Origin of the sequence: Methylobacterium sp. E-016 (genome assembly GCF_022829745.1) — a bacterium.
In the GTDB taxonomy this organism is placed as follows: Bacteria; Pseudomonadota; Alphaproteobacteria; order Rhizobiales; family Beijerinckiaceae; genus Methylobacterium.
The window spans coordinates 14,026-40,964 of sequence record NZ_JAKSYF010000120.1 but is presented as its reverse complement, the minus strand read 5'-3'; the positions used below and the strand labels follow the sequence as shown (position 1 = coordinate 40,964).

Below are 26,939 nucleotides of genomic sequence, written 5' to 3'. Positions count from 1 at the left end.
ATCTCTACTTGACACTTCGTAGGGCGAGATCCTAGCCTCGCACCATGGCGACACCGGCTCCCAGCGCACTCGTCGAACTGCTCAAGCCGATCACGTGGTTCGCGCCGATGTGGGCCTTCGCCTGCGGCGTGGTCTCGTCGGGCCAATCCACCCACGGGCAATGGCCGGTGATCATGGCCGGCGTCGTGCTCGCCGGGCCGCTGGTCTGCGCCACCAGCCAAGCAGTCAACGACTGGTACGATCGCCACGTCGACGCGATCAACGAGCCGAACCGCCCGATCCCGTCCGGCCGCATGCCCGGCCGCTGGGGGCTCTACGTCGCCGGGGCCTGGACCGGGCTTTCGCTCCTCGTGGCCGCCGCGCTCGGGCCCTGGATCCTCGGCGCGGCGATCTTCGGCCTCGTCCTGGCGTGGCTCTACAGCGCGCCGCCGATGCGCCTGAAGAATAACGGCTGGTGGGGCAATTCCGCCGTGGCGATCTGCTACGAGGGGCTGCCGTGGTTCACCGGCGCCGCCGTGATGGCCGCCACCGTGCCCGACCGCCGCGTCCTGATCGTCGCGGCGCTGTACTCGATCGGTGCCCACGGGATCATGACCTTGAACGACTTCAAGTCGGTGGAGGGCGACACCCTCACCGGCATCCGCTCGCTGCCGGTCCAGCTCGGCATCCCCGGGGCCGCCCGCTTCGCCTGCCTCGTGATGACCGTGCCGCAGGTGGCCGTCATCGCGTTCCTCTACGGCTGGAGCCGGGGGTGGCACGCTGCGATCGTCGCGCTGCTGCTCGTCGGGCAGATCGCGCTGATGCGCCGGCTGCTCGCCGCGCCGCGGGCGAAGGCCGCCTGGTACAACGGCACCGGCACCACCCTCTACGTGCTCGGCATGCTGGTTTCCGCCTTCGCGCTCCGCCCGCTCGTGGGAGCCCCGTGATGGCCGCGCCCGCCTCATCGTCATTCACATCTTCGTTCTCTGGGGCGCAGATCGTCCGTCTCGGCCTCGTCCAGACCGCGCTGGGCTCCGTCGTCGTGCTGATGACCTCGACCATCAACCGGGTGATGGTGGTGGAGCTGGCGCTGCCCGCCATCGTCCCGGGCGCGCTGGTCGCCTTGCACTACGCGGTGCAGGTGCTGCGCCCGCGCTGGGGCTACGGCTCGGATGTCGGCGGCCGCCGCACGCCGTGGATCGTCGGCGGCATGGCCGCTCTGGCGCTCGGCGGCTTCCTCGCCGCGGCGGCGACGGCGCTCGCCGAGACGAACCTCCCCGCCGGCCTTTCGCTCGCGATCCTCGCCTTCTTCTCCGTCGGCATCGGCGCGGGCGCGGCGGGAACCTCGCTCCTCGTCCTGCTCGCTACCGGCGTCGAGGATCGGCGCCGGGGTGCCGCCGCCACCATAGTCTGGGTGATGATGATCGCCGGCTTCGCCGTCACGGCGCCGCTGGCCGGGCACTTCCTCGATCCGTTCTCCGGCGCGCGCCTGGTCGCGGTCTCCGGCACCGTCTCGCTCGCGGCGTTCGTCCTCGCGTGCCTGGCCGTGCGCGGGGTCGAGCCAACCGTCGCGCCGGTGCGATCGGAGACCGCCGGCTCTGCGAAGGCGCCGTTCCGGGCGGTGCTCACCAAGGTCTGGTCCGAGCCGGCCTCGCGCCGCTTCACCGTGTTCATCTTCGTGGCGATGCTGGCCTACAGCGCCCAGGAGCTGATCCTCGAGCCGTTCGCCGGCCTCGTTTTCGCGATGACGCCGGGCACCACCACCAAGCTCGCCGGCCTCCAGCACGGCGGCGTACTCGCCGGGATGCTGCTGGTCGCCGGGCTGACGATGGGCGTCGGCGGTCCCTGGCTCGGCTCGCTCAAGCTCTGGACAGCCTTGGGCTGCGCCGGCTCCGGCGCGATGCTCGTCGGGATCGCGGCCGGCGGCCTCGTCGGGCCGGAGTTTCCCTTGCGCGCCGTGGTCTTCGGCCTCGGCCTATTCAACGGCGTCTTCGCGGTCGCCGCGATCGGCTCGATGATGGGGCTCGCGGGCGCCGGCGGCGAGGCCGAGCGCGGCACGCGCATGGGCGTGTGGGGAGCGGCGCAGGGCGTGGCCTTCGGCGCCGGCGGCTTCCTCGGCACCGTCGCGGTCGACCTCGCCCGCCTCGTCACCCCGGAAGCCGTCCACGCCTACGCCACCGTCTTCCTGGCGGAGGCGCTGCTGTTCGTGCTCGCCACCCTGATCGCGCTGCGGATCGAGCATGCGGGCGCCACCCGCGTGCCGCGCGCGCAACGCCGGGCGGCGCTCGATCTCCGGTTCGAGCCGCGGTTCTAGGGCGTCTTCAGGCGAGGTGGATGCCGGCTCGCGTGAAGGACATCCGACCCGACGACGAGAGAGCGTTTTTTTGATCCGGCGATCTGGGAAGACGCTCCAAGCGCCGGCCGCCGAAACCAACGCCAGGGAGCACAGCATGTCCGAAGCCCCCGAATTCTTCGATTGCGTCGTGGTCGGCGGCGGTCCCGCCGGCGCGACGGCGGCGACCGACCTGGCGCGGATGGGCCGCAGCGTGCTGCTCCTCGACAAGCCGGGGCGGATCAAGCCCTGCGGCGGCGCGATCCCCCCGCGGGCGATCCGCGATTTCGCCATCCCCGACGCGCAGATCGTCGCCCGCATCAAGCTCGCGCGGATGATCGCGCCCTCCGACACGGCCGTCGACATGCCGGTCGGCGACGGCTTCGTCGGCATGGTCGACCGCGAGCATTTCGATCCGTGGTTGCGCGACCGGGCCTCGCTCGCCGGCGCCGACCACCGCCCCGGCACCTACGAACGCATCGTCCGCGACGGTGCCGGCACCACGGTGCATTACCGCGTCGGCGACGCGGCGCGCACGGTGCGGACCAAGCTGGTGATCGGTGCCGACGGGGCCTCGTCCCCGGTCGGCCGGGCCGAGATCCCGGGCCATGCCGGGATGCGCCAGGTCTTCGCCTACCACGAGATCGTCCGGCCGCCGGCCGACGGCAGCGGAGCCTACGCGGCCACGCGCTGCGACGTGTTCTACCAGGGCAAGCACTCGCCCGATTTCTACGCCTGGATCTTCCCGCACGGCGAGACGATCAGCATCGGCACCGGCTCGGCGCGGAAGGGCTTCTCGCTGCGCACCGCGATCCGCAACCTGCGCGAGTCGACGGGGCTGGCGGCGGGCGAGACGGTCCGCCGCGAGGGTGCGCCCCTGCCGCTCAAGCCGCTGAGGAAGTGGGACAACGGCCGCGACGTCCTGCTCACGGGGGATGCCGCCGGCATCGTCGCCCCCGCATCCGGCGAGGGCATCTACTACGCGATGCTCGGCGGCCGGCTCGCCGCCGACGCGGCCGACGCGTTCCTCAGGACGGGCGATGCCCGCGCCCTCGCCCAGGCCCGCCGTCGCTTCATGAAGCTGCACGGGCGGGTGTTCCTGATCCTGCGGATCATGCAGTCGGTCTGGTACCGCAACGACGCCCTGCGCGAGCGCTTCGTCTCGATCTGCCGCGACAAGGACGTGCAGCAGCTCACCTGGGAAAGCTACATGAACAAGGAGCTGGTGCGGAAGAAGCCGATGGCGCACGTAAAGATCTTCTTCAAGGACATGGCGCACCTGTTCCGCTGGGTCTCGCCTTGAGCGAGGTCTGGATGCCGGCGGCGATCGCCACCCTGTCCGCGCTCGTGGTGGCCCTGGCTGGCGGCGTGCTGACCACCACCGGCCCGTGGTACCGCGCCCTGCGCAACCCGGCCTGGAAGCCGCCGGACTGGGCGTTCGGCCCGGTCTGGGCGACGATCTTCGCGCTCTGCGTCGTCTCCGCCGTGATCGCCTGGAGCGAGGCCGACGAGCCGCAGCGCGTCGTGCTGCTCGCGGCCTACGCCGTGAATGCCGTGCTCAACATCGCCTGGAGCGCGCTGTTCTTCCGCGCCGAGCGGCCGGACTGGGCGTTCTTCGAGCTCGTCCTGCTCTGGCTCTCGGTGGCGGCGCTGATCGCCGTCACGCTGCCGGTCTCGGGCGTCGCGGCGGTGCTGCTGGCGCCCTACCTCCTCTGGGTGACGATCGCCGGGTTCCTCAACCGCGCCATCGTGCGGCTCAACGGCCCGTTCGGAGCCGCGTGATGGCGGAGTGGTTCGCAACCGGCCGGATCGTCGACGCGATCCTCGTGCTCGTCGCCGCCGAGGCCGCGATGCTGCTCGCGTTCCGGCGGCGGACGGGGCGCGGGCCGGCGCCGGTGCCGCTCCTGTGCAACCTCGTCTCCGGGGCGGCGCTGATGCTGGCCGTGCGTGCGGCCCTGGTCCAGTCGCCCTGGCCGGTCGTCGCCGGCTGGATGCTGGTCTCGCTCGGCGCCCATCTCGGGGACCTCGTGCCGCGCCTGCGCAACCCGGCCGGCCTGACGCTTGGTCGCACCGGCGCCCCTGGCGTGCCAGGAACTTCCGACGCGGCGGCCGCGTTCAACGCGCGGCCGCGAAGCTGAATTATTATGCTTCTTACCTGCCACAACCGGAGATTAGGCATCATGCGTGGCTTCCTCGCTCTGGCCGCGACCTCCGGTTTTCTGCTGGGTTCCAGCCTGCCGATCGCGGCCTTCGCGCAGGAGGCTGCCGGGGGCGCGAGCCAGGATCTGGTGAAGCGCGGCGAGTATCTCGTCACCGCCGGCGATTGCGTCGCCTGCCATACCGGCCCGAGCGGCAAGCGGCTGGCCGGCAACTACGTCCTCAACACGCCGATCGGAAAGATCCGCACCCCCAACCTGACGCCCGACGACGAGACCGGCCTCGGCAAGTGGACGGAAGCGGACTTCGTCAAGGCGATGCACGAGGGCATCGACAACGAGGGGCACTACCTCTACCCGGCCTTCCCCTTCGCCTGGTACACCAAGGTGACGACCGACGACGTCAAGGCGATCTGGGCCTACCTGCGCTCGCTCGAGCCGGTGAAGGAGCCGCGCAAGGACAGCGAGATCCCGTTCCCGTTCAACATCCGCACCGCCCTGATCACCTGGCGCACCGCCTTCTTCACGCCGGGCGAGTGGAAGCCCGATCCGAACGCCACCGCCGAGGTCAACCGCGGCGGCTACCTCGTCGAGGGGCTCGGCCACTGCGGCATGTGCCACAACGAGAATAAGATTGTCGGCAACAGCAGCCTCGCGGGCAAGCTCGGCGGTGGCGTGATCGACGGCTGGTACGCCCCGAACATCACCCCCGACGGCCACCAGGGCATCGGCGCCTGGACCGAGGAGCAGGTGGTGACCTACCTCAAGACCGGCACCGCCCCGGGCGACAAGCCCGGCGTCGCCGCCGGCCCGATGCGCCAGACCATCGAGGAATCGCTTTCGAAGATGACGGACGCCGACCTCAAGGCCATGGTCGCGTATCTCCGGACCTACCAGGCCAAGCAGACCTACAAGTCCAAGGACCTGCAGGCCTACGACACCACCGGCGCGCCGGGCGCGGGCGTCTACCTCAGCTACTGCTCGTCCTGCCACCAGCCCGACGGCAAGGGCGTCGAGGGTGCGATCCCGGCGCTCGCCGGCAACACCTCGGTCCAGTCGGCCGGCCCGGAGACGGTGCTGCGCGTGATCTACGGCGGGCTCGGCGCGCAGAGCGGCTACGCGCCTATGACCGCGATCGGCCAGGGCATGACCGACCAGCAGGTTGCCGACGTCACCGACTACATCCGCAACTCCTGGGGCAACAGCGCTCCCGTCCTGAAGTCCGGCGTCGCCGCCGACGCGCGCAAGGCGACGAGCACCATGCTCGCCGGCAATGCGCCCTGCGCCGAGATCGAGCAGCCGGACGTGGCCAAGGCCGTGGCCGACGCCGGTGCCGCGGAACAGCTGAAGGGCCTCAAGCAGGAGGACTTCATCCCGCGCATCGATGCGCTCCTGCCGAAGATCAAGTCGGCGCTCCCTGCAGGACGGGACGACGACATCGTCAACGGCCTGACCACGGCATTCTGCAAGGCCGCCAAGCCGGAGACCGACGACGTGAAGCTGCCCTGGCACGCGACGATCGGCAGCTTCAGCAACCTCGTCTACAGCCAGCTCAAGCACCCCGAGCGGCAGGCCAGCACGATGCCGGCTCCGGCGATGCCGAAGCCGAACTGAGCCACGGGCAACCGGTCGCGGGCGGCCTGACGAACCAGCGCGCGATTGGCGCGTTGGCCGGCCGCGCCGACGAGGGGATGTCGCGGTGTCGCTCAATTCCGCAATCCCGGTCTTTTCAAAACCATGACGCATCAGACCTGTGACGTCGCCGTCATCGGGGCCGGCACGGCGGGGATCGCCGCGTTCCGTGCCGCCGAGGCGGCGGGCGCCGACGCCGTGCTGATCGAGCGCGGCCCCGGCGGCACCACCTGCGCACGCGTCGGCTGCATGCCTTCGAAGCTGCTCGTCGCGGCCGCGGCGGCGGCCCACGACGCGCGCCGCGCCAGCCTGTTCGGCGTCGCGGTGTCGGGCGTATCGATCGACGGCCCCGCGGTGATGGCGCGTGTGCGGGCCGAGCGCGACCGCTTCGTCGCCGGGGTGCGCGACGGGCTCGACGCGATCCCGTCGGCCAAGCGGCTCGCCGGCGAGGCGCGGTTCCTCGACGCCCGGACGCTCGCGCTCGGCGACGACCGCCGCGTCGCGTTTCGGGCGGCGGTGATCGCTACGGGATCGAGCCCGAGCATCCCGAAGCCGCTCGCGCAGCTGGGCGACGCCGTCCTGACCACCGACACCGTGTTCGAGCTTCCCGACCTTCCGGCGTCGCTGGCGGTGATCGGCGGAGGGCCCGTCGGCATCGAGATCGCCCAGGCGATGGCGCGCCTCGGCGTGCGCGTCGACCTCTTCGACACCGGGTCGGGCCTGGCCGGCCTGAGCGAGCCCGGCCTTCGGAAGGACGCGGCCGCGATCTTCTCCGACGAGATGGCCTTGCATCTCGGGTCCGAACTCGTCTCGGCCGAGCCCGTCGACGGCGGGGCGCAGCTGACCTGGGCGGAGGCCGACGGCGCCCGTCGCACCGGCACCTTCGCCCGGGTGCTCGCAGCCGCCGGCCGCCCGCCCAACGTCCGGGGCCTCGACCTCGCGCAGGCCGGGCTTCGTCTCGACGAGAATGGCATGCCGGCCTTCGACGCCCGGACCCTGCTCTGTGCGGGAGCGCCCGTGTTGATCGCGGGCGACGCCAACGCGGTGCGACCGGTCCTGCACGAGGCGAGCCGCCAGGGCGGGATCGCGGGGCGGAACGCGGCGGCCCTCGTCGCGGGCCGAGCCCTCGCGGCGCCGGAGCCCTGGCCGGCGCTCGCCATGGTGTTCACCCACCCGCAGGCGGCGAGCATCGGTGCGCCGTTCGATCCCGAGGCGGGCGACGGGCGCGTGGTCGGCGGGATGTCGTTCGACGACCAGGGCCGGGCGCGGGTCGAGGGCGTCAACCGGGGCGGCATCCGGCTCTGGGCGGACCGGGACGGGCGCCTGCTCGGCGGCGAGATGCTCGGGCCGTCCTGCGAGCACCTCGCCCATCTCGTGGCGCACGCGATCGGCGACGGACGGACCGTCGACGACCTTCTGGCGCGGCCGATCTACCATCCCACCGTCGAAGAGGGACTTGCGAGCGCATTGTCCGATCTTATACAACCGCTGAAGGGATGATCGCCGGACGCCGGACGGTCGTGACCGATCCTTCATCTTGCCGCATCGCGGATACCATTGCGCCCGCCCGTCCCACGGGTCATACCGGGCCGCAGATGACGCGGTCCCATTCCTGATGTCCACGATCGTTGCCGCGGGCAATGCGATCGACCTCGACGCCCTGACGGCGGAAGAGCGCGATGGCCTCGATATCGGGGTGATCGGGCTCGACGCCGCCGGGACGATCGTGTCGTTCAGCGAGGGGGCGAGCGCGCTCTCGGGCCTCGCCAGCGCCGCCGTGATCGGCCGCAACTACTTCCGCGAGGTGGTGCCGAGCACCAACGTCCCCGGGTTCTTCGGCCGCTTCCTCGCGGGCACCCGCCGCGGGCACCTCGACGAGAGCTTCGACTTCGTGTTCGGGCGCATGCCGCAGCCCCTGCGCGCCCGCGTGCGGATGCGGAGCGGCAAAGGTGTCACCTGGCTCACGATCACCCCGGTGGAGACCCTCGGCGCGGGCCAGTCGCGCGAGGCGGTGATGGCCGCCATCGGCCGCCGCGTCCGGGCCGAGCCGGTCGATCCCCAGCTCTGCGAGCGCGAGCCGATCCACATCCCGGGCTCGATCCAGCCGAACGCGGTGATGCTGGCGGCCGATGCCGGCACGCTCGAGATCCTGGCCCACAGCACCAACGTCCGCGACGTGCTTAGCCGCGCGCCGGAGCGGATCGCCGGCCTGCCCCTGGCCGAGGTCCTGCCGACCGCCTTCGTCGAGACGATCCGCCAGCGCCTCGCCAGCGCCACCCTCGACGACGGGCGCTCGATCCGCCGCACGCTCAAGCTCGCGGGCGACGACCATGCCAGCTACTACGCCATCGTCCACGCCCATTCCGGCCGGGTCATCGTCGAGCTGGAGCTCGAGCCCGAGCATCCCGAGGATTTCCGGGTCGCGACCCAGACCGATTCGGAACTCGCCGTCACCCGCCTCCGGGCCGCCGAGACGCTGAGCGGGGCCGCCCGCATCGCCGCGCTCGAGGTCCGGGCGCTCACCGGCTTCGAGTGCGTGCTGGTCTACCGTTTCGACGCGGACTGGAACGGCGAGGCGATCGCCGAGGACAAGGTGCCGGATTGGTCGCGCGCCCTGCTCGGGCTGCGGTTCCCGGCCTCCGACATCCCGGCCCAGGCGCGCGCGCTCTACACCAAGGCCAAGAGCCGCTTCGTGATCGATCGCGATTCGGTGCCCGTGCCCCTGGTCGCGGCGCCGGCGGCCGGCAACGGCCCGATCGACCTCACCTTCGCGCAGCACCGCACGCTCTCGCCGATCCACCTGGAGTACCAGCGCAACCTCGGCGTGAACGGCTCGATGTCGATCTCGATCATGGTCGAGGGGCGGCTGTGGGGCCTGATGATCGGCCATCACCGCCACCCGCACTACGTCGCGCCCGAGACCCGCGCCGCCGCGACCGTGCTCACCGACGCCTTCGCCATGCGCGTGCAGGAGATCGAGGCGCGCCGGCTCTGGACCGAGCGCAAGGCCCATCTCGACACCGAAGGACGCCTGGTCCGCGGCCTGACCCGGTCGGACGACTTCGTCGCGGCGCTGACCGGCGGCTCGACCACCCTCCTCGACCTGTTCGGGTCGACCGGCGCGGCGATCGTCTCCGGCGCGCGCGCGACCCTGATCGGCACGACGCCCCCGGACGAGGCCGTCCGCGCGATCGGCGACTGGCTGAAGGAGATCCTTGCGCCGGGCGAGACCACCTATGCCAGCGCCAACTTCTCCGCACAGTGTCCCGCCGCCGCCCCGCACCGCGAGATCGCGAGCGGCGTGCTCGCCGCGTTCGTCGACGAATCCCGCGAGAACCTGCTGCTCTGGTTCCGCCCGGAGGTGTCGAGCACGGTGACGTGGAGCGGCGATCCGCGGAAACCGGTGCTCGCCGGCAACGGGCCCGTCGCGGTGCTGCCGCGGCGCTCGTTCGAGCGCTGGGTCGAGGAGCGCACGGGCTTCGCCAGCCCCTGGGCCGACTGGCAGGTGTCGCTGGCCGGCTCCCTCGCCCACGCGGTGGAGGGCGTCGTCCTGCGCCAGCGCCGCAAGATCGACGAGCTCACCGGCCTCCTCGCCGAGAAGGAGCGCCTGCTCGCCCAGAAGGATCTCCTGACCCGCGAGATCGACCACCGGGTGAAGAACTCGTTGCAGATCGTCTCGGCCTTCCTGCAGATGCAGCGGCGTCAGGTCTCCGATCCGGCCGCCCGGCAGGCCTTCGCCGACACCTCCGCCCGGGTGATGAGCGTCGCCCGCGTCCACGACAGCCTTTATCAGGCGGAGAACGTCGAGGAGGTCGACCTCGGCCAGACCATCGAGGCGCTTTGCACCGACCTCGCCGGCATGGCGGGCGGCGGCCATGCCGTCGACCTCACCGCCGAGCCCGGCCTGATGGTGCCCTACCGCAAGGCGGTGGCGCTCTCGCTGATCGCCACCGAGCTCGTCACCAACGCCTTCAAGTACGCCGCCAAGCCCGAGGGCGTCGGCCGCGTGGCGGTCACCGTTTCGGGCCACGGCCCCGGCAGCGTGCGGCTGCGCGTCTGCGACGACGGCGAGGGCCTGCCCGAGGGCTGGTCGGAGACCAAGCCCCGCGCCAACGGCACCGGCGTCGGGCTCGGGATGAAGCTGATCCGGGCGATGCTCGACCAGATCAACGCCCGCCTCGACGTCGACAACGCGCCCGGCGCCTGCTTCACGATCACGGCGTGAGCCTGCACCAGCGGCTGCGCGCCGCCACCGCCTCGTCGCATCAGGGTCTCGAGGACGCGCTCGACTGGCGGGCGCGCGTCGCGACGCTGCCCGGATATCGCGACCTGCTCGCCCGCTTCCATGGATTCCATGCGGCCTACGAGCCGGCGATCGGGCTTGCGCTCGCCGACGAGGCGTTCTGGGGCCCGCGCCGTCGCTTCGCCGCGCTGGCGGCGGACCTCGCCCATCTCGGGATGCCGGACGCCGAGATCGCCACCCTGCCCCGGCCCTCGGCCGTGACGTTCGCGGACGAAGCCGCGGCGATGGGGGCGCTCTACGTGCTCGAAGGCTCCACGCTCGGCGGCCAGGTCATCGGCCGGCACATCGGCGCGGTGCACGGGCTGACGCAGGCGGGCCTCGCCTATTACCGCGCCCATGGCCGGCAGACCGGCGTGATGTGGAACGCCTTCCGCGCCCGGCTCGATTGCCTGTCGGGCGATCCGGAGGCGGAGGCGGCCGCCCTGGCGACCGGCACTGCGACGTTCGACGCGCTTCGGATCTGGCTGTGCGCGCCGGATTCGTCCGCCGCGTGCGGGGCCGGCTGAGGCGCAGGCCGCCTCAGCCCTCGCGATCCCGCCCGAGCAGCCCGTCGACGAAGGCTTCGAGGCCGATCCGCCGCGTGCGCTTGAGGCGCTCGGCGGCCAGGATGCCGCGCAGGGCGTCGAAGGCGTTCTGCAGGTCGTCGTTGACGATGACGTAGTCGTACTCGCTCCAGCGCTGGATCTCGACGCGGGCGTTGGCGAGGCGCTTCTCGATGGTCTCCGGGCTGTCCTCGGCCCGGCGCTCCAGGCGGTGGCGCAGCTCCTCCAGGCTCGGCGGCAGGATGAACACCGTCACCACGTCGTCGGCGAGCTTGGAGCGGACCTGGCGGGTGCCCTGGTAGTCGATGTCGAAGATCATGTCCCGGCCGGCGCTGAGCACCTTCTCCACCGGGCGGCGCGGCGTGCCGTAGAAGTTTCCGTGGACCTCGGCCCATTCGAGCAGGTCGTCGCGGCTGCGCAGGTCGTCGAAGGCCTCGCGCGCGATGAAATGGTAGTGGCGCCCGGCGATCTCGGACGGGCGCCGGGCGCGGGTCGTCACTGAGATCGACAGGTCGAGACCCCAGCCGCCGTCATCGGCGATGGCGCGCGTCAGGGTGGTCTTGCCGGCGCCCGACGGCGAGGACAGGATCAGGATCAGCCCGCGGCGGGCGATCGAGTCCGAGACCGATGGGGAGGGGGTGTCCGTCATCCGCGTGCCCCGGCCGTGTCTCGCGCGCCCATCGCCTCAGTCCCGCTACTCGACGTTCTGAACCTGCTCGCGGAATTGCTCCACCACGGCCTTCAAGTCGAGTCCGATTCGCGACAGCGCCACGTCGTTGGCCTTGGCGCACAGGGTGTTGGCCTCGCGCCCGAGCTCCTGGGCCAGGAAATCGAGGCGCCGCCCGATCGCGCCGCCCGCCGCCAGGAGCTCGGACACCGCTTCGAGGTGGGCGCGCAGGCGGTCGAGCTCCTCGCGGACGTCGGCCTTGGCCGCCATCATCACCGCCTCCTGATGCAGGCGCTCGGGATCGAGGCCGCCGGCGTCCAGCAGGCCCGCGACGGAGGCCGCGAGACGGGCGCGGATCGCCTCGGGCTTGCGCGCCGGGCAATCCTCCGCGGCCTGCGTCAGCACGCCCATCCGCGCGACCTGCGCCGCGACGATCTCCGCGAGCGCCCGGCCCTCGGCGCGGCGCGCCTCGACGAGGTCGGCCACCAGCCGCACGACGCCCTCCGCGAGGTCGCGCGCCAGCGCGTCCGGCTCGGTGGCGGCCTCGTCCTCGGCCTCGACGACGCCGCGGATCGACAGCAGCCCGTCCATCGTCGCGGGCGCGATCCCCTCCGGAACCGGCACGCGGGCGACGGCCTCGGCGAGCCGCGCCAGCAGCGCCTCGTCGATCCGCACCCGCGCCTTGCTCTCCGGCTTCGTCAGGTTGAGCGAGAGCTGGCACTGGCCGCGGGCGAGCGTCTTCTGCAGGGCGGTGCGCGCGACCTCGCCGACGGAATCGTATCCGTTCGGCACCCGGAGCCGCACGTCGAGCCCGCGGCCGTTGACGCTGCGGACCTCCCAGGCCCACTGCACCGGCCCGGTGGTGCCGGCGGCCCGGGCGAACCCGGTCATGCTCGCGATCATGGTCTTGCGATGCCCTGCGTTGCGGCGCCGAGGTTTCGTCGTGCGGGACGCCTAAACGAAGGCGTTCACCTCCACCGTGAACCCGCCCGGCGCCTGGAAATAGAACGTCACCCGCCCGTGCTCCTCGCGCGGGGTCTCCGGGGCGAAGCCGCCTTCGGTCAGCCGTGCGTGGATCGCGTGGACCTGCTCCACCCGCTCCTGGATGAAGCCGATGTGGAAGATCTTGGGGTAGGTCGCATCCTTCACGCGGAACAGGCTGAGGATGCCGCCGCCGTCGTCGGCGAGGAAGGCCATCTTGTCGTTCACCGGCATCGCGGTGCGGCGCAGCCCGAAATAGGTCTCGAACATCGCGACCGTGGCCGGGACCTCGGTGACGCCGAGGTTGACGTGGTTCAGGTGCATCGGCTCGTCCTGATGGCGCGTGCGAGCGGCGCCGCAGCGCCGGGGACGATCACGGTTGCTTCAGCACCGGCACGGTCTTGGGCGAGCCGAGGTCGTAGGTCCTGTTCTTCAGCGGATCGAGCTTCGTGCCCTCCGAGGCGTCGAAGGCCTTCGGCCGCGGCCCGCCCGCCCCGACGGTCGCCCCGTCCAGCGCGTAGGCGTTCGTCGGCGGGGCGAAGGCCGAGGCCCGGTTCGGCACCGCGGCGGGATCGGCGGCCGGCTCGGCCTTGTCGACGCCGGCGGCATCCGGCGTCGTGGCCAGGCGGGCCTTCTCGACCTGGCGCCAGCGCGCGACGTTCTTCTGGTGGCCGTCGAGGCTCTCGGCGAAGGCGTGCCCGCCGGTGCCGTCGGCGACGAAGAACAGGTCCTTGGTCCGCGACGGATTGGCGACCGCCTCCAGGGCGGCGCGGCCGGGATTGGCGATCGGGCCGGGCGGCAGGCCCTCGATCACGTAGGTGTTGTAGGGCGTCGCCCGGTCGATCTCGGACCGCTGGATGCCGCGCCCGAGGGTGCCGCGCCCGCCGACCAGCCCGTAGACGATGGTCGGGTCCGATTGCAGCTTCATCCGCTTGTTCAGGCGGTTGACGAACACGCCGGCCACCCGCGGCCGCTCGTCGGCGCGCCCGGTCTCCTTCTCGACGATCGAGGCCAGCGTGACCATCTCGGCCGGCGTCCGCACCGGCACGTCGGCGCTGCGGCGCAGCCAGATGTCGTTGAGGACCTTGCGCTGCTTCTCGCGCATCAGGTTGACGATCTGCTGGCGGCTCGCGCCGCGCTCGAACTTGTAGGTGTCGGGCAGCAGCGAGCCCTCGGGCGGGATCTCGCCGACCTCGCCGGTGAGCACGTCGTTCTCGTTGAGGCGCATCACGATCTGCTCGGAGGTGAGCCCCTCGGGGAAGGTGATCGCGTGCTGGACCTGCCGACCCGTGGTCACGGTGTCGATCGCATCGCTGATGCTGGCATGGGCCTTGAAGGTGTACTCGCCGGCCTTCAGCGGCGGGCGCCCGCCGAAGCGGGCGGCGAACTCGAACAGCCCGATATGGTCGATCACGCCCTCGCGCTTCAGGATCTCGGCGATCTCGCCGGTGCCGCTGCGGGACGGGATCACGACCACCTTGTCGGCGGCGAGCGGGCCGGGCTCCTGCACCTGCCGCTGGAACAGCGTCAGCCCGAGCATCACGGCGATGGCGATCACCACCGCGAAGGTGAGCAGCCCGCTGATGGTGGCGAGGAGCCCGCCGCGGCGGCGCTCGGGCCGCTCGGGCGGCGGCGGGGCCGCGGTCGGCTTGATCGCCTCGTTCGGCGAGCGGGGGGAGAGGCGCTGCGGCTGGGCCGGCTCGTCGAAGGTGAGCGGCTGCGGCGGCACGTGCGTCTGGCGTCGACGGAAGAACATCGGGATCCTGCTCGGGCTCGCGCCGGCGACGAGGGCGGTGCCGGGCGCGCATGCGCGACGGGGCGGCGATCACGAAGGATCGCCGCAGGGTACCGGAAACTACGCCGGTTTGTGGCGAAATTGCCGTTGCGCGCTGCACGCGCCCCGGCTGGTCGACAGACAGGCCGATCCGGTCAGCGCGGTATCGGGGGCTTCGGCGCGATCCGCGTCCCAGAAGGCTGGCAGGTCGCGCAGAAGAAGGTCGAGCGGCCGGATTGCACGATCCGGCCGACGGTCCCGCCGCAGCCCTTGGTGCGGCAGGCCTCGCCGACCCGGTCGTAGACGCGGAACGCCTGCTGGAAGGCGCCCGACGTGCCGTCGGTGTGGGCGTAGTCGCGCAGCGTCGAGCCGCCGGCGGCGACCGCCTCGGTGAGCACCTCGCCGATCACCCTGGCCAGCAGCCGGGCCTTCGGCGTCGGCGCGCCGTCGGCCTTGGCCAGCGTGCCCGCGGCCGCCTCGGGGTGGAGGCCGGCCCGGTGCAGAGCCTCGCAGACGTAGATGTTGCCCAGGCCCGCGATCAGGCGCTGGTCGAGGAGCGCGGCCTTCAGCGGCGTGATCTTGTGGCGAAAGAGCCGCGCGATGGTCTCGGCCGTCAGATCCGCGCTCAGGGGCTCGATGCCCATGCCGGCGAAGTGCCGGCACGCGGCGAGCGTGTCGGTGGGCACGAGGTCCATGAAGCCGAAGCGGCGGGCGTCGTTGTAGGTGACGGTGGCGCCGTTCCCCATCGCCATCACCACGTGGTCGTGCTTGGGCGTGCCGAGCGCCCCGTCGAGGTAGAAGTCGCCGGGCGACGTGTTGCTGCCGTCGGGCATCGCCACGTCGAAGCGGCCGCTCATGCCGAGATGCATGATCAGCGTCTCGCCCGAATCGAGGCCGGCCGTGAGGTACTTCGCCCGCCGCGCGAGGCCGGTGACCCGGCGGCCCTCCAGGCGCGCGCAGAAGCGCTCGGGGAACGGGAAGCGCAGGTTCGGGCGGCGCAGGGTGACGCGGCTGAAGGTGGCCCCGACCATCGCCGGCGCGAGGCCGCGCCGCACCGTCTCGACCTCTGGAAGCTCGGGCATCGTCCTGTGGCCGTCCCTCGGCAAATCGGATGGTGGAAGGCGGATCGTGGAGGCCGGATATCGGCACGTGCCGCCGCCGCCGCAATCCCAGCCGACGGGCGAGGCTTCGCCGCCCACGGCCGGCCGTCCCCACCGCGTCTTACGACGCATGGCGGATCGCGTCCGGCTTCGCTATGAGGCGCGAGGGCGCAGACGGGCAGGACTTCATGACGGTGGCGGACGAGACGACGGGCGCGCGGGACGGCACGACGGGGGCGCAGGAGACCGATTTCGGCTTCGAGCGTGTGGCCCTGGCCGAGAAGCAGGCGCGCGTCGACGACGTGTTCCGCTCGGTCGCCAAGCGCTACGACCTGATGAACGACCTGATGTCCGGCGGCCTGCACCGGGCCTGGAAGGCGCAGCTCATCGCGATGCTGCGCCCGTCGCGCACGCGGCCGTTCCGCCATCTCGACGTGGCCGGCGGCACCGGCGACGTCGCCTTCCGCGTCCTCGAGGCCGGCGGCCCGCAGGCCTCGGTCACCGTGCTCGACATCAACGAGGCGATGCTGCGGGTCGGCGCCGAGCGCGCCGGGGCGCGCTTCGACGGGCGCATCGACTTCGTCACCGGCAACGCCGAGACCTTGCCCCTGCCGGACGCGACCTTCGACGCCTACACCATCGCCTTCGGCATCCGGAACGTGCCGCGGATCGAGCTGGCCCTGCAGGAGGCCCGCCGCGTGCTGAAGCCCGGCGGCCGCTTCCTGTGCCTGGAATTCTCCAAGGTCGACCTGCCGGTGCTCGACAAGATATACGACGCCTACTCCTTCCACGTGATCCCGCGGCTCGGCGCGCGGGTCGCGGGCGACGCGGAATCCTACCGCTACCTCGTGGAATCGATCCGGAAGTTCCCCTCCCCCGGGCTGTTCGCCGGGATGATCGAGCAGGCCGGCTTCCGCCACGTCACGCACCGGCCGCTCTCGGGCGGCATCGTCGCGATCCATTCCGGCTGGAAGGTCTCGTGACCGACCCGAGCCGCCGGGCGGCGCGATGATCGCCGCCGCGGTCAACCTCTTCCGCGGGGCCCATGTCGGCTTCGTGCTGGCGCGCGAGGGCGCGCTGGCGCTCGTCGACGCCTCCGAGCTGCCGCCGCACCTGCGGCTCGGGCTGCGGATCGTCCGGTTGCTGGAGCGGCCGGGCCTCGGCACCGGCGCGGCCCGGCTCTCGGCCGGCCTGACCCGGCTCGGCCCGTCCTACGTCAAGTTCGGGCAGTTCCTCGCCACCCGCCCCGACATCGTCGGGATGAGCGCGGCCCGCGACCTCGAGATGCTGCAGGACCGGGTGCCGCCCTTCCCGCAGGCGGTGGCCGTGAAGGTGGTCGAGGCCGCCTTCGGCAAGCCGATCTCCGCCCTGTTCGTCGCCTTCGGCGAGCCGGTGGCCGCGGCCTCGATCGCGCAGGTCCACAAGGCGGTGGTCCACGATGCCGACGGCACCCAGCGCACGCTCGCCGTGAAGATCATGCGGCCGGGCGTGCGCGAGCGCTTCCAGCGCGACGTGGAGGTGATGCGCCTCCTCGCGCGCATCGTCCACGTGCTGTCTCCGCAAGCCGAGCGCCTGCGCCCGCGCGACGTGGTCGAGATCCTGGCCCGCTCCGTGACCATGGAGATGGACTTCCGGCTCGAGGCCGCCGCCGCCTCGGAGCTCGCGCAGAACACCGCGGAGGACGACGATTTTCGCGTGCCGCGGCCCGAATGGGAGCTGATCGCCCGCGACGTGCTCACCTGCGAATGGATCGACGGCACCCGCCTCCACAGCGCCGCCGCGCTTCGGGAAGCCGGCCACGACCCGCACGCGATCGGGCGCACGGTGATCCAGAGCTTCCTGCGCCAGGCGATCCGCGACGGGTTCTTCCACGCCGACATGCACCAGGGGAACCTGTTCGTGGACGCCGCCGGCAAGCTCGTCGCGGTGGATTTCGGCATCATGGGCCGGCTCGGGCGCAAGGAACGGCGGTTCCTCGCCGAGATCCTGCTCGGCTTCATCATGCGCGACTACCGCCGCGTGGCGCAGGTCCACTTCGAGGCGGGCTACGTGCCGGCGCACCACTCGGTCGACGACTTCGCCCAGGCGATCCGCGCCATCGGCGAGCCGATCCACCAGCGCCGCGCCGACGAGATCTCGATGGCGAAGGTGCTGACGCTGCTGTTCGACATCACCGCCCTGTTCGACATGAGCACGCGCACCGAGCTGGTGATGCTGCAGAAGACCATGGTGGTGGTGGAAGGCGTCGCCCGCAGCCTCGATCCCAAGCTCGACATGTGGACCTCGGCCGAGCCGGTGGTCCGCAGCTGGATCACCCGCAACCTCGGCCCGGCCGGGCGCCTGGAAGGGGCGGCCCACGCCGCGCGCACCCTCACCGACATCGTCGCCGACGTGCCGGACCTCGCCCTGCGGCTCCGGCGCCTGATCGTCCATGCCGACGAGGCGGGCACGGGCGACGCACGCCGCCTGGAGCGCATCGCCCGCAACGAGCGCCGCGACGCGCTGTGGCAGACGCTGGCCCTGTGGGCGATCGCGGCGGGCGTGCTGGTGGCGGCCTTGCGATAGGCCGGGACGGCGAAGCCGCCCGCCCCAAAGCGTTCCGTCAGGCGGCGCGACCCTGTCGCTGCGCATCCGCGACGGCGGCTGCGCAGGGGTCGATCCCGAGCGTGTCGACGGGGCCCGGGCGGCCGAACAGGTAGCCCTGCACCTCGGCGCACCCGGCCGCTCTCAGGAACGCGAGTTCCGCGACGGTCTCGACGCCCTCGGCGACCACCGGCAGGCCGAGCCCGCAGCCGAGCCCGAGGACGGCGCGCACGATCGCCGCCGTCTGGGCGTTGGTGTCGACGTTGCGCACGAAGGACCGGTCGATCTTGATCCGGTCGAAGGGGAACGCCCGGAGGTTGGCCAGCGACGAGTAGCCCGTCCCGAAATCGTCCATGGCGATGCCGACGCCGAGCGTCCGCAGCTGGCGCAGCGTCGCCACCGCACGGTCGAAGTTGCGGATCAGCGCGGTCTCGGTGATCTCCAGCTCCAGCCGCGCGGCCGGCAGCCCGGTCTCGACCAGAACCGCGTGCACCTGCGCGGCGAAGGTCGGATCGTGGACCTGGACCGCCGAGACGTTCACCGCCACCCGCAGGGGCGACGCCCAGGCCGCGGCCTCGCGACAGGCGGTGCGAAGCACCCACATCCCGATCGCCGAGATCGTTCCGCGCTCCTCGGCCACCGGGATGAAGACGTCGGGCGGGACGAGCCCTCGTGTCGGATGGGTCCAGCGCAGCAGGGCCTCGAAGCCGAGCAGGGCGCCGCCCGCGGCCGCGACCTGCTTCTGGTAGACGAGGTGGAACTCGCCGCGCGCCAGGGCCTGTTCGAGGTCGCGTTCCAAGGCGTGACGCTCGCGCACGGCGATGCCCATCTGCGGCTCGAAGAAGCGGTAGGTCCCCCGGCCCTCGGCCTTGGCGCGGTAGAGCGCCGTATCGGCATGTCCCATCAGGCCCTGGCGCTCCACGGCGTCCTGCGGGCACAGGGCGATGCCGATGCTGACCCCGACGATCGCGTCGGCGGGCCCGCCCGAGGCCTGCGCCGCGAGGGACGCGAGAATGGACTTCGCCAGGCGCTCGGCAGCGTCCGGCCCGGTCCGTCCGGCCATGAGGATGGCGAACTCGTCGCCGCCGAGGCGTGCCAGGATCTGGTCGGGGCCGAGCAGCCCGGTGACGCGGCGGGCGACCCTATTCAGCATCGCGTCGCCGGCCGCATGGCCGAACAGGTCGTTGACCGCCTTGAACCGGTCGAGGTCGAGGCAGAGCACCGCGATCGGAACGCCGGTCTCGACCGCCGCGCCCACGGCGCGATCGAGGCGCGCGTTGAAGGCGGAGCGGTTGAGCAGGCCCGTCAGGGCATCGTGGTGGGCGAGGTACCGGATGTGCCGCTCGGCGTGCTTGCGCTGCCGGATGTCGCGGACCGCCAGGGCATGATGCGGCTTGCCCGCGAAATCGATCCGCCGAAGGATCACCTCCGCCTCGATGACCGCGCCGGCGCCGTCGCGCAGGCTCAGCTCGACCGGCTGCCCGATGACGTAGGCGAGCCGATCCCAGGTCCGGGGCTCGTCGAGGAAGGCGGTGACCGACAGGCCCGTCATCGCTTCGTGCGAGAGGCCGACGAGCCGGCTGAAGCTGATGTTGGCCGTGACGATCCGGCACCGGTCCAGGACGATCAGACCCTCGACCGCCGCGTTGGCGAGGCCGCGCATGCGCACCATCTCCGCGCGCGCGCGACGCTGCTCGCGAAGGCTGAGCGCGTAGGCCGTCGCCGTGAGGACGAACACGATGAGGCTGGCCACCGCGACGGCGCCGGCGAGCCAGCCCGGCGGCATCGCCTGGGGCGACAGGGTCGCCAGCGGGTTCTCGGTGATCGTCACCCCGGCCATGCCCACCCCGTGATGCGCGCCGATCGCCAGCGCGAGCAGGCCTGCGCTGCCGAACAGGGAGGTGAGCGAACGGGCATGCACGGCGATGGAGACGGCGACGGCGGAAAGGAACTCACCGATCAGGATCGACGCGAACACGAAGGCCGGATCCCAGCGCAGACGTCCCGTGACCTCGAAGGCCGCCATGCCCGTGTAGTGCATCGCGGCGATGCCGAAGCCGACTACGCCCCCCCCGAGCCAGGACGCCCGCGGCGTCTCGGACAGGGCGATCCGCAGGCCCAGGCCGGTGAGGCCGATCGCGAAGACCAGCGAGAGGACGGTCAACCCGGAATCGTAGGCGCTCGGGATGCTCGGCTCGAACGCCAGCATCGCGATGAAGTGGGTCGCGAAGATGCCCGACCCGCTGGAGATCGCCGCGACCACGAGCCAGGTCGATCGCGCGCGGCCGCTGGCGGTGCCGGCGTGGCGGAGAAGCCGGATCGCGGTCAGCGCCGCGATCGCGCAGATCACGCCCGCCAGGACGACGAGGCGGAGGTCGTGCCGGGCCGTGAAGCAACCGAGGACGGTCAACATGCGCGCAGGTCCGAAATCGCCTCGGCCGAGCCCCAGGCGGCGCGGTCCGATCCTCCGGCCTCTCCCGAACGGATCGAGCCTGCGAGACGACGACGCTGCGTGGTGCGACCTTGGGGCGGTTCGAGTAGCAGGGTGCGATAATTTTCTTAAATATGTCTTGCCGCTCAGATTTCGTGCGTGAGGCGCAAGTCGAGGACGTTGCCCGCGGTTTCCTCGTGCGGCGTTCCACTTCCTGTCATCTACAGTTTAAGGAACGAGTACCTCATCGGGTGAGGTCAGAAGTTGTAATTCAACTTCTGAGAAGTACGATCCTACACGGCCGCCGTGCGAAAGCCCGCGAAGATGTCGCGGCGATCCGGCCCGAAGAAGTTGCGGTAGGCGTTGTCGACCATCCGCCCGCGGGTGATCCAGGCACCGCCGCGCAGCACCTTCCGCGTGCCGAAGGCGGGCTCGGAATACTCGCGGTAGGCATCGGGCGAGAAACCCGGATAGGGCAGGAAGTCGCTCGCGGTCCATTCCCAGACGTTGCCGATCATCTGGCGGCAGCCCCAGGCGCTGTCGCCCGCTTCGTGGGCGGCCACGTCGACGCAGCCGAGGCGGCCGCCGTCGAGGTTGGCGCGGGTCGCATCCGGTGCCGCCTCGCCCCAGGGATAGCGGCGTTTCACCTGCCCCATCGCCCCGCCCAAGGTCGGGGCGGTGGAGGCCGCGACCTCCCATTCGGCCTCGGTCGGCAGGCGGCGGCCGGCGAAGGCGCAGTAGGCGGCGGCCTCGTACCAGCTGACATGGACCACCGGCTGGTGCGGGGCGAGGTCGGAGACGCCGTCGAAGCGGCGGACCCGCCAGCCCGCCCCGTCCGGCTGCCAATGCGCGGGGTGCTCCGCACCGCTCCGGCAGCGCCAGCGCCATCCCTCCACGTCCCAGAACGACGGCTCGCGATAGCCGCCGGCGGCGACGAAGGCGGCGAACTCCGCGTTGGTCACCGGCGCCCGCGCGATGCGGAACGGCGCGACCTCGACCGGGTGCGCCCACTTCTCGTTGTCGAACACGAACGCCTCGCCCGGCTCGGCGCCAAGCCGGAAGGTGCCGCCGGGGATCGCCGCGTCGCCCGGCCACGGCCCCTCCGCGACCGGGGCGAGACCGGCCGAGGCGGCGAAGGACGGCGCCGGGTATCCGAGCGTCTGGCGCGAATAGGTGAAGGCCTCGCCGTGCATGTCCTCGTGGTAGGTGGTCAGCCGGTAGCGGTAGGCTTCCTCGGCGGTCGGCGAGCCGTCGAGGCGCCGGACCAGCGCGTCGTGGACGCGGCCCATGTAGCCGAGCGTGACGTCGAGCGGCGGCAGCGCGCGCACCCAGCGATCGTCGTGGGCGAGCACCGCGGAATTGTAGACCGCGTCGGCATCCGCGATCGCGGGTTCCGCCCCGTCGAGGGCGCGCAGGATGAAGTGCTCGTGGAACCAGGCGAGGTGCCCGATCTCCCACAGCAGCGGGTTGACGATGTCGAGCCGCGGCCCGATCAGCCGCTCGGCATCGAGCCCGGCCACCAGCTCGAGGGTCCGGGCGCGGCTGTCCTCCAGCATCGCGATGAGTTGTGTGGCGTCGGTCATGGCACCCATCCGATAAGCGATCGACCCATGGACATCATCCTGATCACGCCGGCGCCGAAACGTTCGCGGGCCGGCAACCGCACGACGGCCCTGCGCTGGGCCGGCATCCTGCGCCGGCTCGGCCACCGCGTCGTCGTGGCGACCGCCTACGCCGACGCGCCCTGCGACCTGATGATCGCGCTGCACGCCTGGAAGAGCGCCCCGGCGATCGCGCGATACCGGCGCTTATACCCGGAGCGCCCCCTCGTCGTCGCGCTGACCGGGACCGACATCAATCACGATCTCGCCGCCGATCCCGGCACCACCCTGCGCTCGCTCGATCTCGCCGACGCGCTCGTTGGCCTGCACGACCTCGTCGCCGACGCGATCCCGGAATCCTACCGCGACAAGCTCGCGGTGATCGTGCAGTCGGTGCCGGCGAGCGAGGAGCGCCTGCCGCCCACGACGCGCACCTTCGAGATCCTCGTCGTCGGCCACCTGCGCGCCGAGAAGGACCCGTTGCGCGCCGCGCTCGCCGCCCGCGCCCTGCCGCCCGCCTCCCGCATCCGCGTCGTCCATCTCGGCGGCGCGCCCGACCCGGCGTGGGCGGATCGCGCGCGGGCCGAGATGCAGGCCAACCCGCGCTACGATTGGCGCGGCGAGGTCTCCGGCGCACGGGTGCGGCGGTTCCTGCGGCGCGGGCGGCTGATGGTGCTGAGCTCGCTGAACGAGGGCGGCGCCAACGTGATCTCCGAGGCGATCGCGGCCGGGCTGCCGATCCTCGCTTCCGAGATCCCGGGCAATGTCGGCCTGCTCGGCGCCGACCACCCGGGCTACTTCCCGGCCGGAGACCAGGCTGCGCTCGCGCGCCTGATGCTGCGCGCGGAACAGGACCCGGCCTTCCTCGAGCGCCTGCGCGCGCACGGTGCGGCGCGTGCGGCGGCGTTCGACCCGGCGCACGAGCGGGAGGCCTGGGCCGTCCTCGTCGCGCGCGCGGCCGGCGCGGCGAGAGCGCGGGCCGCGGCCGGGATTGACGCGGCCCGCCCCGCACCGGCACTCCTTCTGCCATGACCGCAGCCCCCACGTTGCCGCTCGCGAACCGGCGCATCCTCCTCGTCATCGGCGGGGGCATCGCGGCCTACAAGGCGCTCGACCTGATCCGCCGCCTGCGCGAGCGCGGCGCCTCCGTCCGACCGCTGCTGACCAAGGGCGCGCAGGAATTCGTCACCCCGCTCGCGGCCGCGGCGCTCGCCGGCCAGCCCGCCCATACCGACCTGTTCGACCGGGCCGACGAGGCGGAGATCGGCCATATCAAGCTGGCCCGGGACGCCGACGCGGTGGTGGTGGCGCCGGCCACCGCCAACCTGATGGCGCGGATGGCCACCGGCCACGCCCCCGACCTCGCCTCCACGGTGCTGCTCGCCACCACCCTGCCGATCCTGATCGCGCCGGCGATGAACGTGGCGATGTGGGCGCATCCCGCAACGCGGCGCAACCTCGCGACGCTGCTCGCCGACGGCGTCCGGGTCGTCGGCCCCAATGCCGGCCCGATGGCCGAGCCCGAGACAGGGCCCGGCCGCATGGCCGAGCCGGCCGAGATCGCCGACGCCGCGGCCGCGATGCTCGGGGAGGCCGAGGCGAAGACCGCCGGGTTCGGCTTCCTCGCGGGTCGCGCCAAGGCCGCCGGGCCGCTCGTCGGCCGCCGCGTGCTCGTCACCTCCGGGCCGACCCATGAGCCGATCGACCCGGTGCGGTTCATCGCCAACCGCTCGTCGGGGCGCCAGGGCCACGCCATCGCCGCCGCCGCCGCCGCCGCCGGCGCGACGGTCACGCTGGTCTCCGGGCCGGTGGCGATCCCCGATCCCGAGGGCGTCGCCGTGGTGCGGGTCGAGACCGCGCGCGAGATGCTGGCGGCGGTCGAGGCGGCGCTTCCCGCCAGCATCGCGGTGTTCACGGCCGCGGTCGCCGACTGGCGGCCCGCCACCGAGACCGGCTCCAAGATCAAGAAGGCCGGCGCGGCGCCCGCCCCACTGACGCTGGTCGAGAACCCCGACATCCTCGCCACTATCGCCGGGCGGACGCAGAACCGCCCCGCCCTCGTCGTCGGCTTCGCCGCCGAGACCGACACGGTGATCGCGCACGCCCAGGCGAAGATCGCCCGAAAGGGCTGCGACCTGATCGTCGCCAACGACGTCTCGGCTGCGGGCGGCGTGATGGGCGGCGCGACCAACACGGTCCACCTGATCGCGCACGACGGGTCGGTCGAGACCTGGCCGACGCTCGACAAGGACGAGGTCGCGCGCCGGCTGGTGGCACGGTTTTCGGAGTTGCTTCGGGGTTAGGGCCGGTTCGGGTGCCCTACCCTGCCGCCGCCTGCTGCGCCGCCGCGAGGCGCGCGTCGTCGGCGGCGATCGCCTGGTAGGCCGGACGCGCCCGGAAGCGCGCGAGGTAGGCCATGATCGCCGGCTCCTCGGGGACGAGCTTGAACGCGGTGGTCCAGCCGAGCGCCGAGCCCCACAGGACGTCGGCGGCGGAGAAGCGCTCGCCGAGGATCCAGGGGCCGGGCGTCAGCATCGCGAGCAACTGGGCCAGCACCGTGTCGTAATCGCCGTAGGCCGACATCATCCGGGGCGGCGGCGCGCGCTCCATCGCCCGGTCGATCACGGCCGGCTCGAAGCACGAGCCGTAGAAGACCATCCAGCGCAGGTAGGCGCCGCGGGCCGGATCGGTCGTGCCGGGCGCGAGGCCGGCCTCGGGAAACAGGTCCGCGAGGTAGAGGTAGCAGGCGGCCTGCTCGGCCACCGTCGCGCCGCCGTGGCGGATCGCCGGGACCTTGCCCATCGGGTTGACGGCGAGGTGCGCGCTGCCCTGCTGCTCGCCGGCCTTGAGGTTGATGACGTGCAGCTCATGCGGCGCGTTAAGTTCCTCGAGCAGCACCCGCAGGCCCGTCGAGCGGGTGTTCGGGGCGTGGTGCAGGACGAGTCCGTCGGTCGTGGTCGGCATCGTCGTCTCCGGGGCCTGAACGCTTCGGGCGCACGCTCTGCCGGAGGCCGGCTCCGGTCAAGCCGGCCGTTCGGACCGGATCGGCTCAGACCCGGTACTTGCCGTTGCGCTTGATCAGCACCTGCGTCCCCACCGGCACGCGCTCGTAGAGGTCGACGATGTCCTCGTTGAGCATGCGGACGCAGCCCGACGACATCTGCTCGCCGATGCTCCAGGGCTCGTTGGTGCCGTGGATGCGGAACAGGATGTCGCGGTTGCCCTGGTAGAGGTAGAGCGCGCGGGCGCCGAGCGGGTTGTCGACGCCGCCCTTGCGCTGGCGGTCGATCTCCGGATGGAGGGCGACCATGGTCGTGGTCGGGCTCCAGTTCGGCCAGACGCCCTTGCGGCCGACGCGGGCCTCGCCCTTCCACGAGAAGCCGAGCTTGCCCACGCCGACGCCGTACTGCATCGCCGTGCCGTCGGCCTGGACGAGGGCGAGCTGGCGCTTGTCGATGTCGACGACGATGGTGCCCGGCCGCTCGGGGCCGGAATAGCTCACGACCTGCCGGCGGTACTTCGGATCGAGGCGGTTGGTGTCGACCAGCGGCACGTCGAACGGCTTGTCGGGCATCGAGCCGACATACCACGCCGCCTCCTCGTCGTTGGCGGCAAGGTTCACGGGCCCGCGCTGGTTGCAGGCTGCGAGCGGCGCGATGAGGACCGCAGCGAGGAGGATCCGGCGGAGGGGCATGGGGCCTCACGAGGCGAAGAAGCGTTCGGATCATGCCTACCGCCTCGCCGCCCCCCACGATGTGACTTTTGCGTCTCAGGTTGGATGAAGCGCCCGGCACGATTGCCCGGATTTCGCCTCGTTCGGCCGTGGGTTGCGCCCTAACTCTCCCGCATCGGTTCCGAGACGAGGCGCATCATGGCCGACACGCTCACCCTTCCCGAGATGCAAGGCGCATTGCCGGAGACGCCGCTGCGCCCGGCGATCCATCTCGACCATTGCGTGATCCACGTCAGCGACTGGACGCGCGCGAACGCCTTCTACGGAGATGTCGTCGGTGCCGAGATCGTCCCGGCCGGCGCGGGCTTCGCGTACCGGCTCGGCGGGGTGCAGCTGAACTGCCACGGCCCCGGGCTGTCCCCGGAGCCGCTCGCCGAGAAGCCGGTGATGCCGGGCGGCAGCGACCTGTGCTTCCGCTGGTCCGGCACGATCGAGGAGGCGATGGCGCACCTGGCCGCCCACGGCGTCCCCGTCGAGCTCGGCCCGGTGGAGCGCCACGGCGCGGCCGGGCCCGGGACCAGCATCTACTTCCGCGATCCGGACGGGTCGCTGATGGAGTTCATCACCTACCCGGTGCCGTGACGCCCGATCGCGCGATCTCAGGCGCGGCTCTGCGCGAGCGCCTGGTTCGTCTGCTCGAGGCGCAGGGCCAGCTCGCGCATCAGCGCGATGCTGATCTGGGGAAACTGCGCCAGCAGCTCGAGGAACACGCCGCGGTCAATGCGAAGGGCGGTGGCCGCCGTCTCGGCCGTGACGGTGGCCGAGCGCGGCTGGTCGGCCAGGATGCCCATCTCGCCGACCAGGGCGTTGGCCCCGAGCAGGGCGAGACGCACCGGCCCCGCGGCCCCGTCGATGGTCACGGCGGCGCTGCCCTCCAGGATGAGGTAGGCGGCATCCGCGACGTCGCCGCGGGTGAAGAATTGCTGGCCCGCCTCGAAATGCACCCGCTCGCTGGTGAAGGCGAGCAGCTTCAGCCGCGACGGCTCGACCTCGCGGAACAGCGGCACCTGCCGAAGGGAGGTAACCTCCGTATCGAGGGTCATGGGTGGAACTCCGCACCGCGCCGGATCTCGTGATGGCGCCGGCCGCCTCATCCATGCGGCTTGCGGCGATCTTGTCCAGCCC

General features: G+C 72.1%; 24 protein-coding genes. 14 read left to right on the top strand and 10 right to left on the bottom strand.

Features of this window, described 5'->3' with window-relative positions; translation table 11 throughout:
• Window positions 1-44 precede the first annotated feature (44 nt).
• From chlG to MKK68_RS16085, 9 genes are all read left to right on the top strand, one after another.
• On the top strand, window positions 45-926 hold the full coding sequence (chlG, locus tag MKK68_RS16125) for a chlorophyll synthase ChlG (protein ID WP_147841441.1): 882 nt from the start codon (window positions 45-47) through the stop codon (window positions 924-926).
• A complete protein-coding gene (locus tag MKK68_RS16120) occupies window positions 926-2,293 on the top strand; it encodes a BCD family MFS transporter (RefSeq protein ID WP_147841442.1) in 1,368 nt (455 codons plus the stop codon). Before chlG ends, MKK68_RS16120 begins: the two co-directional genes overlap by 1 nt.
• A 136-nt stretch (window positions 2,294-2,429) precedes the next feature.
• Window positions 2,430-3,614 (top strand): geranylgeranyl diphosphate reductase, encoded by a 1,185-nt coding sequence (locus MKK68_RS16115; RefSeq protein ID WP_147841443.1) that lies wholly within the window; start codon window positions 2,430-2,432, stop codon window positions 3,612-3,614.
• Window positions 3,615-3,625: 11 nt separating this feature from the next.
• Window positions 3,626-4,093: a TspO/MBR family protein gene (locus MKK68_RS16110; protein WP_147728829.1), complete on the top strand. Its 468-nt coding sequence runs from the start codon at window positions 3,626-3,628 to the stop codon at window positions 4,091-4,093.
• Window positions 4,093-4,449 carry a hypothetical protein gene (locus MKK68_RS16105; protein WP_147728830.1) on the top strand — a complete coding sequence of 119 codons (357 nt, stop codon included), beginning with the start codon at window positions 4,093-4,095 and terminating at the stop codon, window positions 4,447-4,449. The genes MKK68_RS16110 and MKK68_RS16105 overlap by 1 nt, the downstream gene beginning before the upstream one ends.
• A 42-nt stretch (window positions 4,450-4,491) precedes the next feature.
• Entirely contained in the window at window positions 4,492-6,081 is a 1,590-nt protein-coding gene (locus tag MKK68_RS16100) for a c-type cytochrome (RefSeq protein WP_147841444.1), read from the top strand.
• A 123-nt stretch (window positions 6,082-6,204) separates the two neighbouring features.
• A complete protein-coding gene (locus tag MKK68_RS16095) occupies window positions 6,205-7,599 on the top strand; it encodes a dihydrolipoyl dehydrogenase (protein ID WP_244031365.1) in 1,395 nt (464 codons plus the stop codon).
• A gap of 115 nt (window positions 7,600-7,714) precedes the next feature.
• Window positions 7,715-10,324 (top strand): histidine kinase dimerization/phosphoacceptor domain -containing protein, encoded by a 2,610-nt coding sequence (locus MKK68_RS16090; protein WP_147841446.1) that lies wholly within the window; start codon window positions 7,715-7,717, stop codon window positions 10,322-10,324.
• Complete coding sequence (locus MKK68_RS16085; RefSeq protein ID WP_244031363.1) at window positions 10,321-10,908, top strand: biliverdin-producing heme oxygenase; 588 nt, start codon at window positions 10,321-10,323, stop codon at window positions 10,906-10,908. Before MKK68_RS16090 ends, MKK68_RS16085 begins: the two co-directional genes overlap by 4 nt.
• 13 nt (window positions 10,909-10,921) lie before the next feature.
• Here the strand turns inward: MKK68_RS16085 and gmk are convergent, their stop codons facing one another.
• The 5 genes from gmk to mutM all read right to left on the bottom strand — a co-directional run bounded on the left by gmk (window position 10,922) and on the right by mutM (window position 15,448).
• Window positions 10,922-11,593, bottom strand: coding sequence for a guanylate kinase (gene gmk, locus MKK68_RS16080; RefSeq protein ID WP_244031355.1), 672 nt, complete (start codon window positions 11,591-11,593; stop codon window positions 10,922-10,924).
• 45 nt (window positions 11,594-11,638) lie between these two features.
• Complete coding sequence (locus MKK68_RS16075) at window positions 11,639-12,502, bottom strand: YicC/YloC family endoribonuclease (RefSeq protein ID WP_244031353.1); 864 nt, start codon at window positions 12,500-12,502, stop codon at window positions 11,639-11,641.
• Between the two features lie 63 nt (window positions 12,503-12,565).
• Complete coding sequence (locus tag MKK68_RS16070; RefSeq protein WP_243932084.1) at window positions 12,566-12,916, bottom strand: VOC family protein; 351 nt, start codon at window positions 12,914-12,916, stop codon at window positions 12,566-12,568.
• A 49-nt stretch (window positions 12,917-12,965) separates the two neighbouring features.
• Window positions 12,966-14,348 carry an endolytic transglycosylase MltG gene (gene mltG, locus MKK68_RS16065; RefSeq protein ID WP_244031351.1) on the bottom strand — a complete coding sequence of 461 codons (1,383 nt, stop codon included), beginning with the start codon at window positions 14,346-14,348 and terminating at the stop codon, window positions 12,966-12,968.
• Window positions 14,349-14,521: 173 nt separating this feature from the next.
• A complete protein-coding gene (gene mutM / locus MKK68_RS16060; protein WP_244031349.1) occupies window positions 14,522-15,448 on the bottom strand; it encodes a bifunctional DNA-formamidopyrimidine glycosylase/DNA-(apurinic or apyrimidinic site) lyase in 927 nt (308 codons plus the stop codon).
• Window positions 15,449-15,654: 206 nt separating this feature from the next.
• Between mutM and ubiE the strand changes: the two genes are divergently transcribed.
• On the top strand, window positions 15,655-16,449 hold the full coding sequence (ubiE, locus tag MKK68_RS16055; protein WP_147729355.1) for a bifunctional demethylmenaquinone methyltransferase/2-methoxy-6-polyprenyl-1,4-benzoquinol methylase UbiE: 795 nt from the start codon (window positions 15,655-15,657) through the stop codon (window positions 16,447-16,449).
• Window positions 16,450-16,474: 25 nt separating this feature from the next.
• On the top strand, window positions 16,475-18,031 hold the full coding sequence (gene ubiB / locus MKK68_RS16050) for a 2-polyprenylphenol 6-hydroxylase (protein ID WP_243985334.1): 1,557 nt from the start codon (window positions 16,475-16,477) through the stop codon (window positions 18,029-18,031).
• Window positions 18,032-18,068: 37 nt separating this feature from the next.
• Here ubiB and MKK68_RS29525 read toward each other — a convergent pair whose 3' ends face one another.
• Both MKK68_RS29525 and senA read right to left on the bottom strand, forming a co-directional pair.
• Entirely contained in the window at window positions 18,069-20,462 is a 2,394-nt protein-coding gene (locus tag MKK68_RS29525) for an EAL domain-containing protein (RefSeq protein ID WP_279605382.1), read from the bottom strand.
• A 311-nt stretch (window positions 20,463-20,773) separates the two neighbouring features.
• Complete coding sequence (gene senA / locus MKK68_RS16030; RefSeq protein ID WP_244031347.1) at window positions 20,774-22,063, bottom strand: selenoneine synthase SenA; 1,290 nt, start codon at window positions 22,061-22,063, stop codon at window positions 20,774-20,776.
• A 27-nt stretch (window positions 22,064-22,090) separates the two neighbouring features.
• Here senA and senB point away from each other — a divergent pair, with 27 nt between their 5' ends.
• Window positions 22,091-23,113, top strand: a complete 1,023-nt coding sequence (gene senB / locus MKK68_RS16025; protein WP_147858415.1) for a selenoneine biosynthesis selenosugar synthase SenB — start codon at window positions 22,091-22,093, stop codon at window positions 23,111-23,113.
• Complete coding sequence (gene coaBC / locus MKK68_RS16020; RefSeq protein ID WP_147858416.1) at window positions 23,110-24,384, top strand: bifunctional phosphopantothenoylcysteine decarboxylase/phosphopantothenate--cysteine ligase CoaBC; 1,275 nt, start codon at window positions 23,110-23,112, stop codon at window positions 24,382-24,384. The genes senB and coaBC overlap by 4 nt, the downstream gene beginning before the upstream one ends.
• 16 nt (window positions 24,385-24,400) lie before the next feature.
• On the opposite strand, the gene MKK68_RS16015 is transcribed toward coaBC, so the two are convergent.
• Window positions 24,401-25,045, bottom strand: a complete 645-nt coding sequence (locus tag MKK68_RS16015; protein ID WP_244031338.1) for a glutathione S-transferase family protein — start codon at window positions 25,043-25,045, stop codon at window positions 24,401-24,403.
• Between the two features lie 85 nt (window positions 25,046-25,130).
• Window positions 25,131-25,775: a L,D-transpeptidase gene (locus tag MKK68_RS16010; protein ID WP_244031316.1), complete on the bottom strand. Its 645-nt coding sequence runs from the start codon at window positions 25,773-25,775 to the stop codon at window positions 25,131-25,133.
• Between the two features lie 177 nt (window positions 25,776-25,952).
• Between MKK68_RS16010 and MKK68_RS16005 the strand changes: the two genes are divergently transcribed.
• Complete coding sequence (locus MKK68_RS16005; protein WP_244031314.1) at window positions 25,953-26,396, top strand: VOC family protein; 444 nt, start codon at window positions 25,953-25,955, stop codon at window positions 26,394-26,396.
• A gap of 17 nt (window positions 26,397-26,413) precedes the next feature.
• On the opposite strand, the gene MKK68_RS16000 is transcribed toward MKK68_RS16005, so the two are convergent.
• A complete protein-coding gene (locus tag MKK68_RS16000) occupies window positions 26,414-26,857 on the bottom strand; it encodes a cyclic nucleotide-binding domain-containing protein (protein WP_147727394.1) in 444 nt (147 codons plus the stop codon).
• Between the last annotated feature and the right edge of the window lie 82 nt (window positions 26,858-26,939).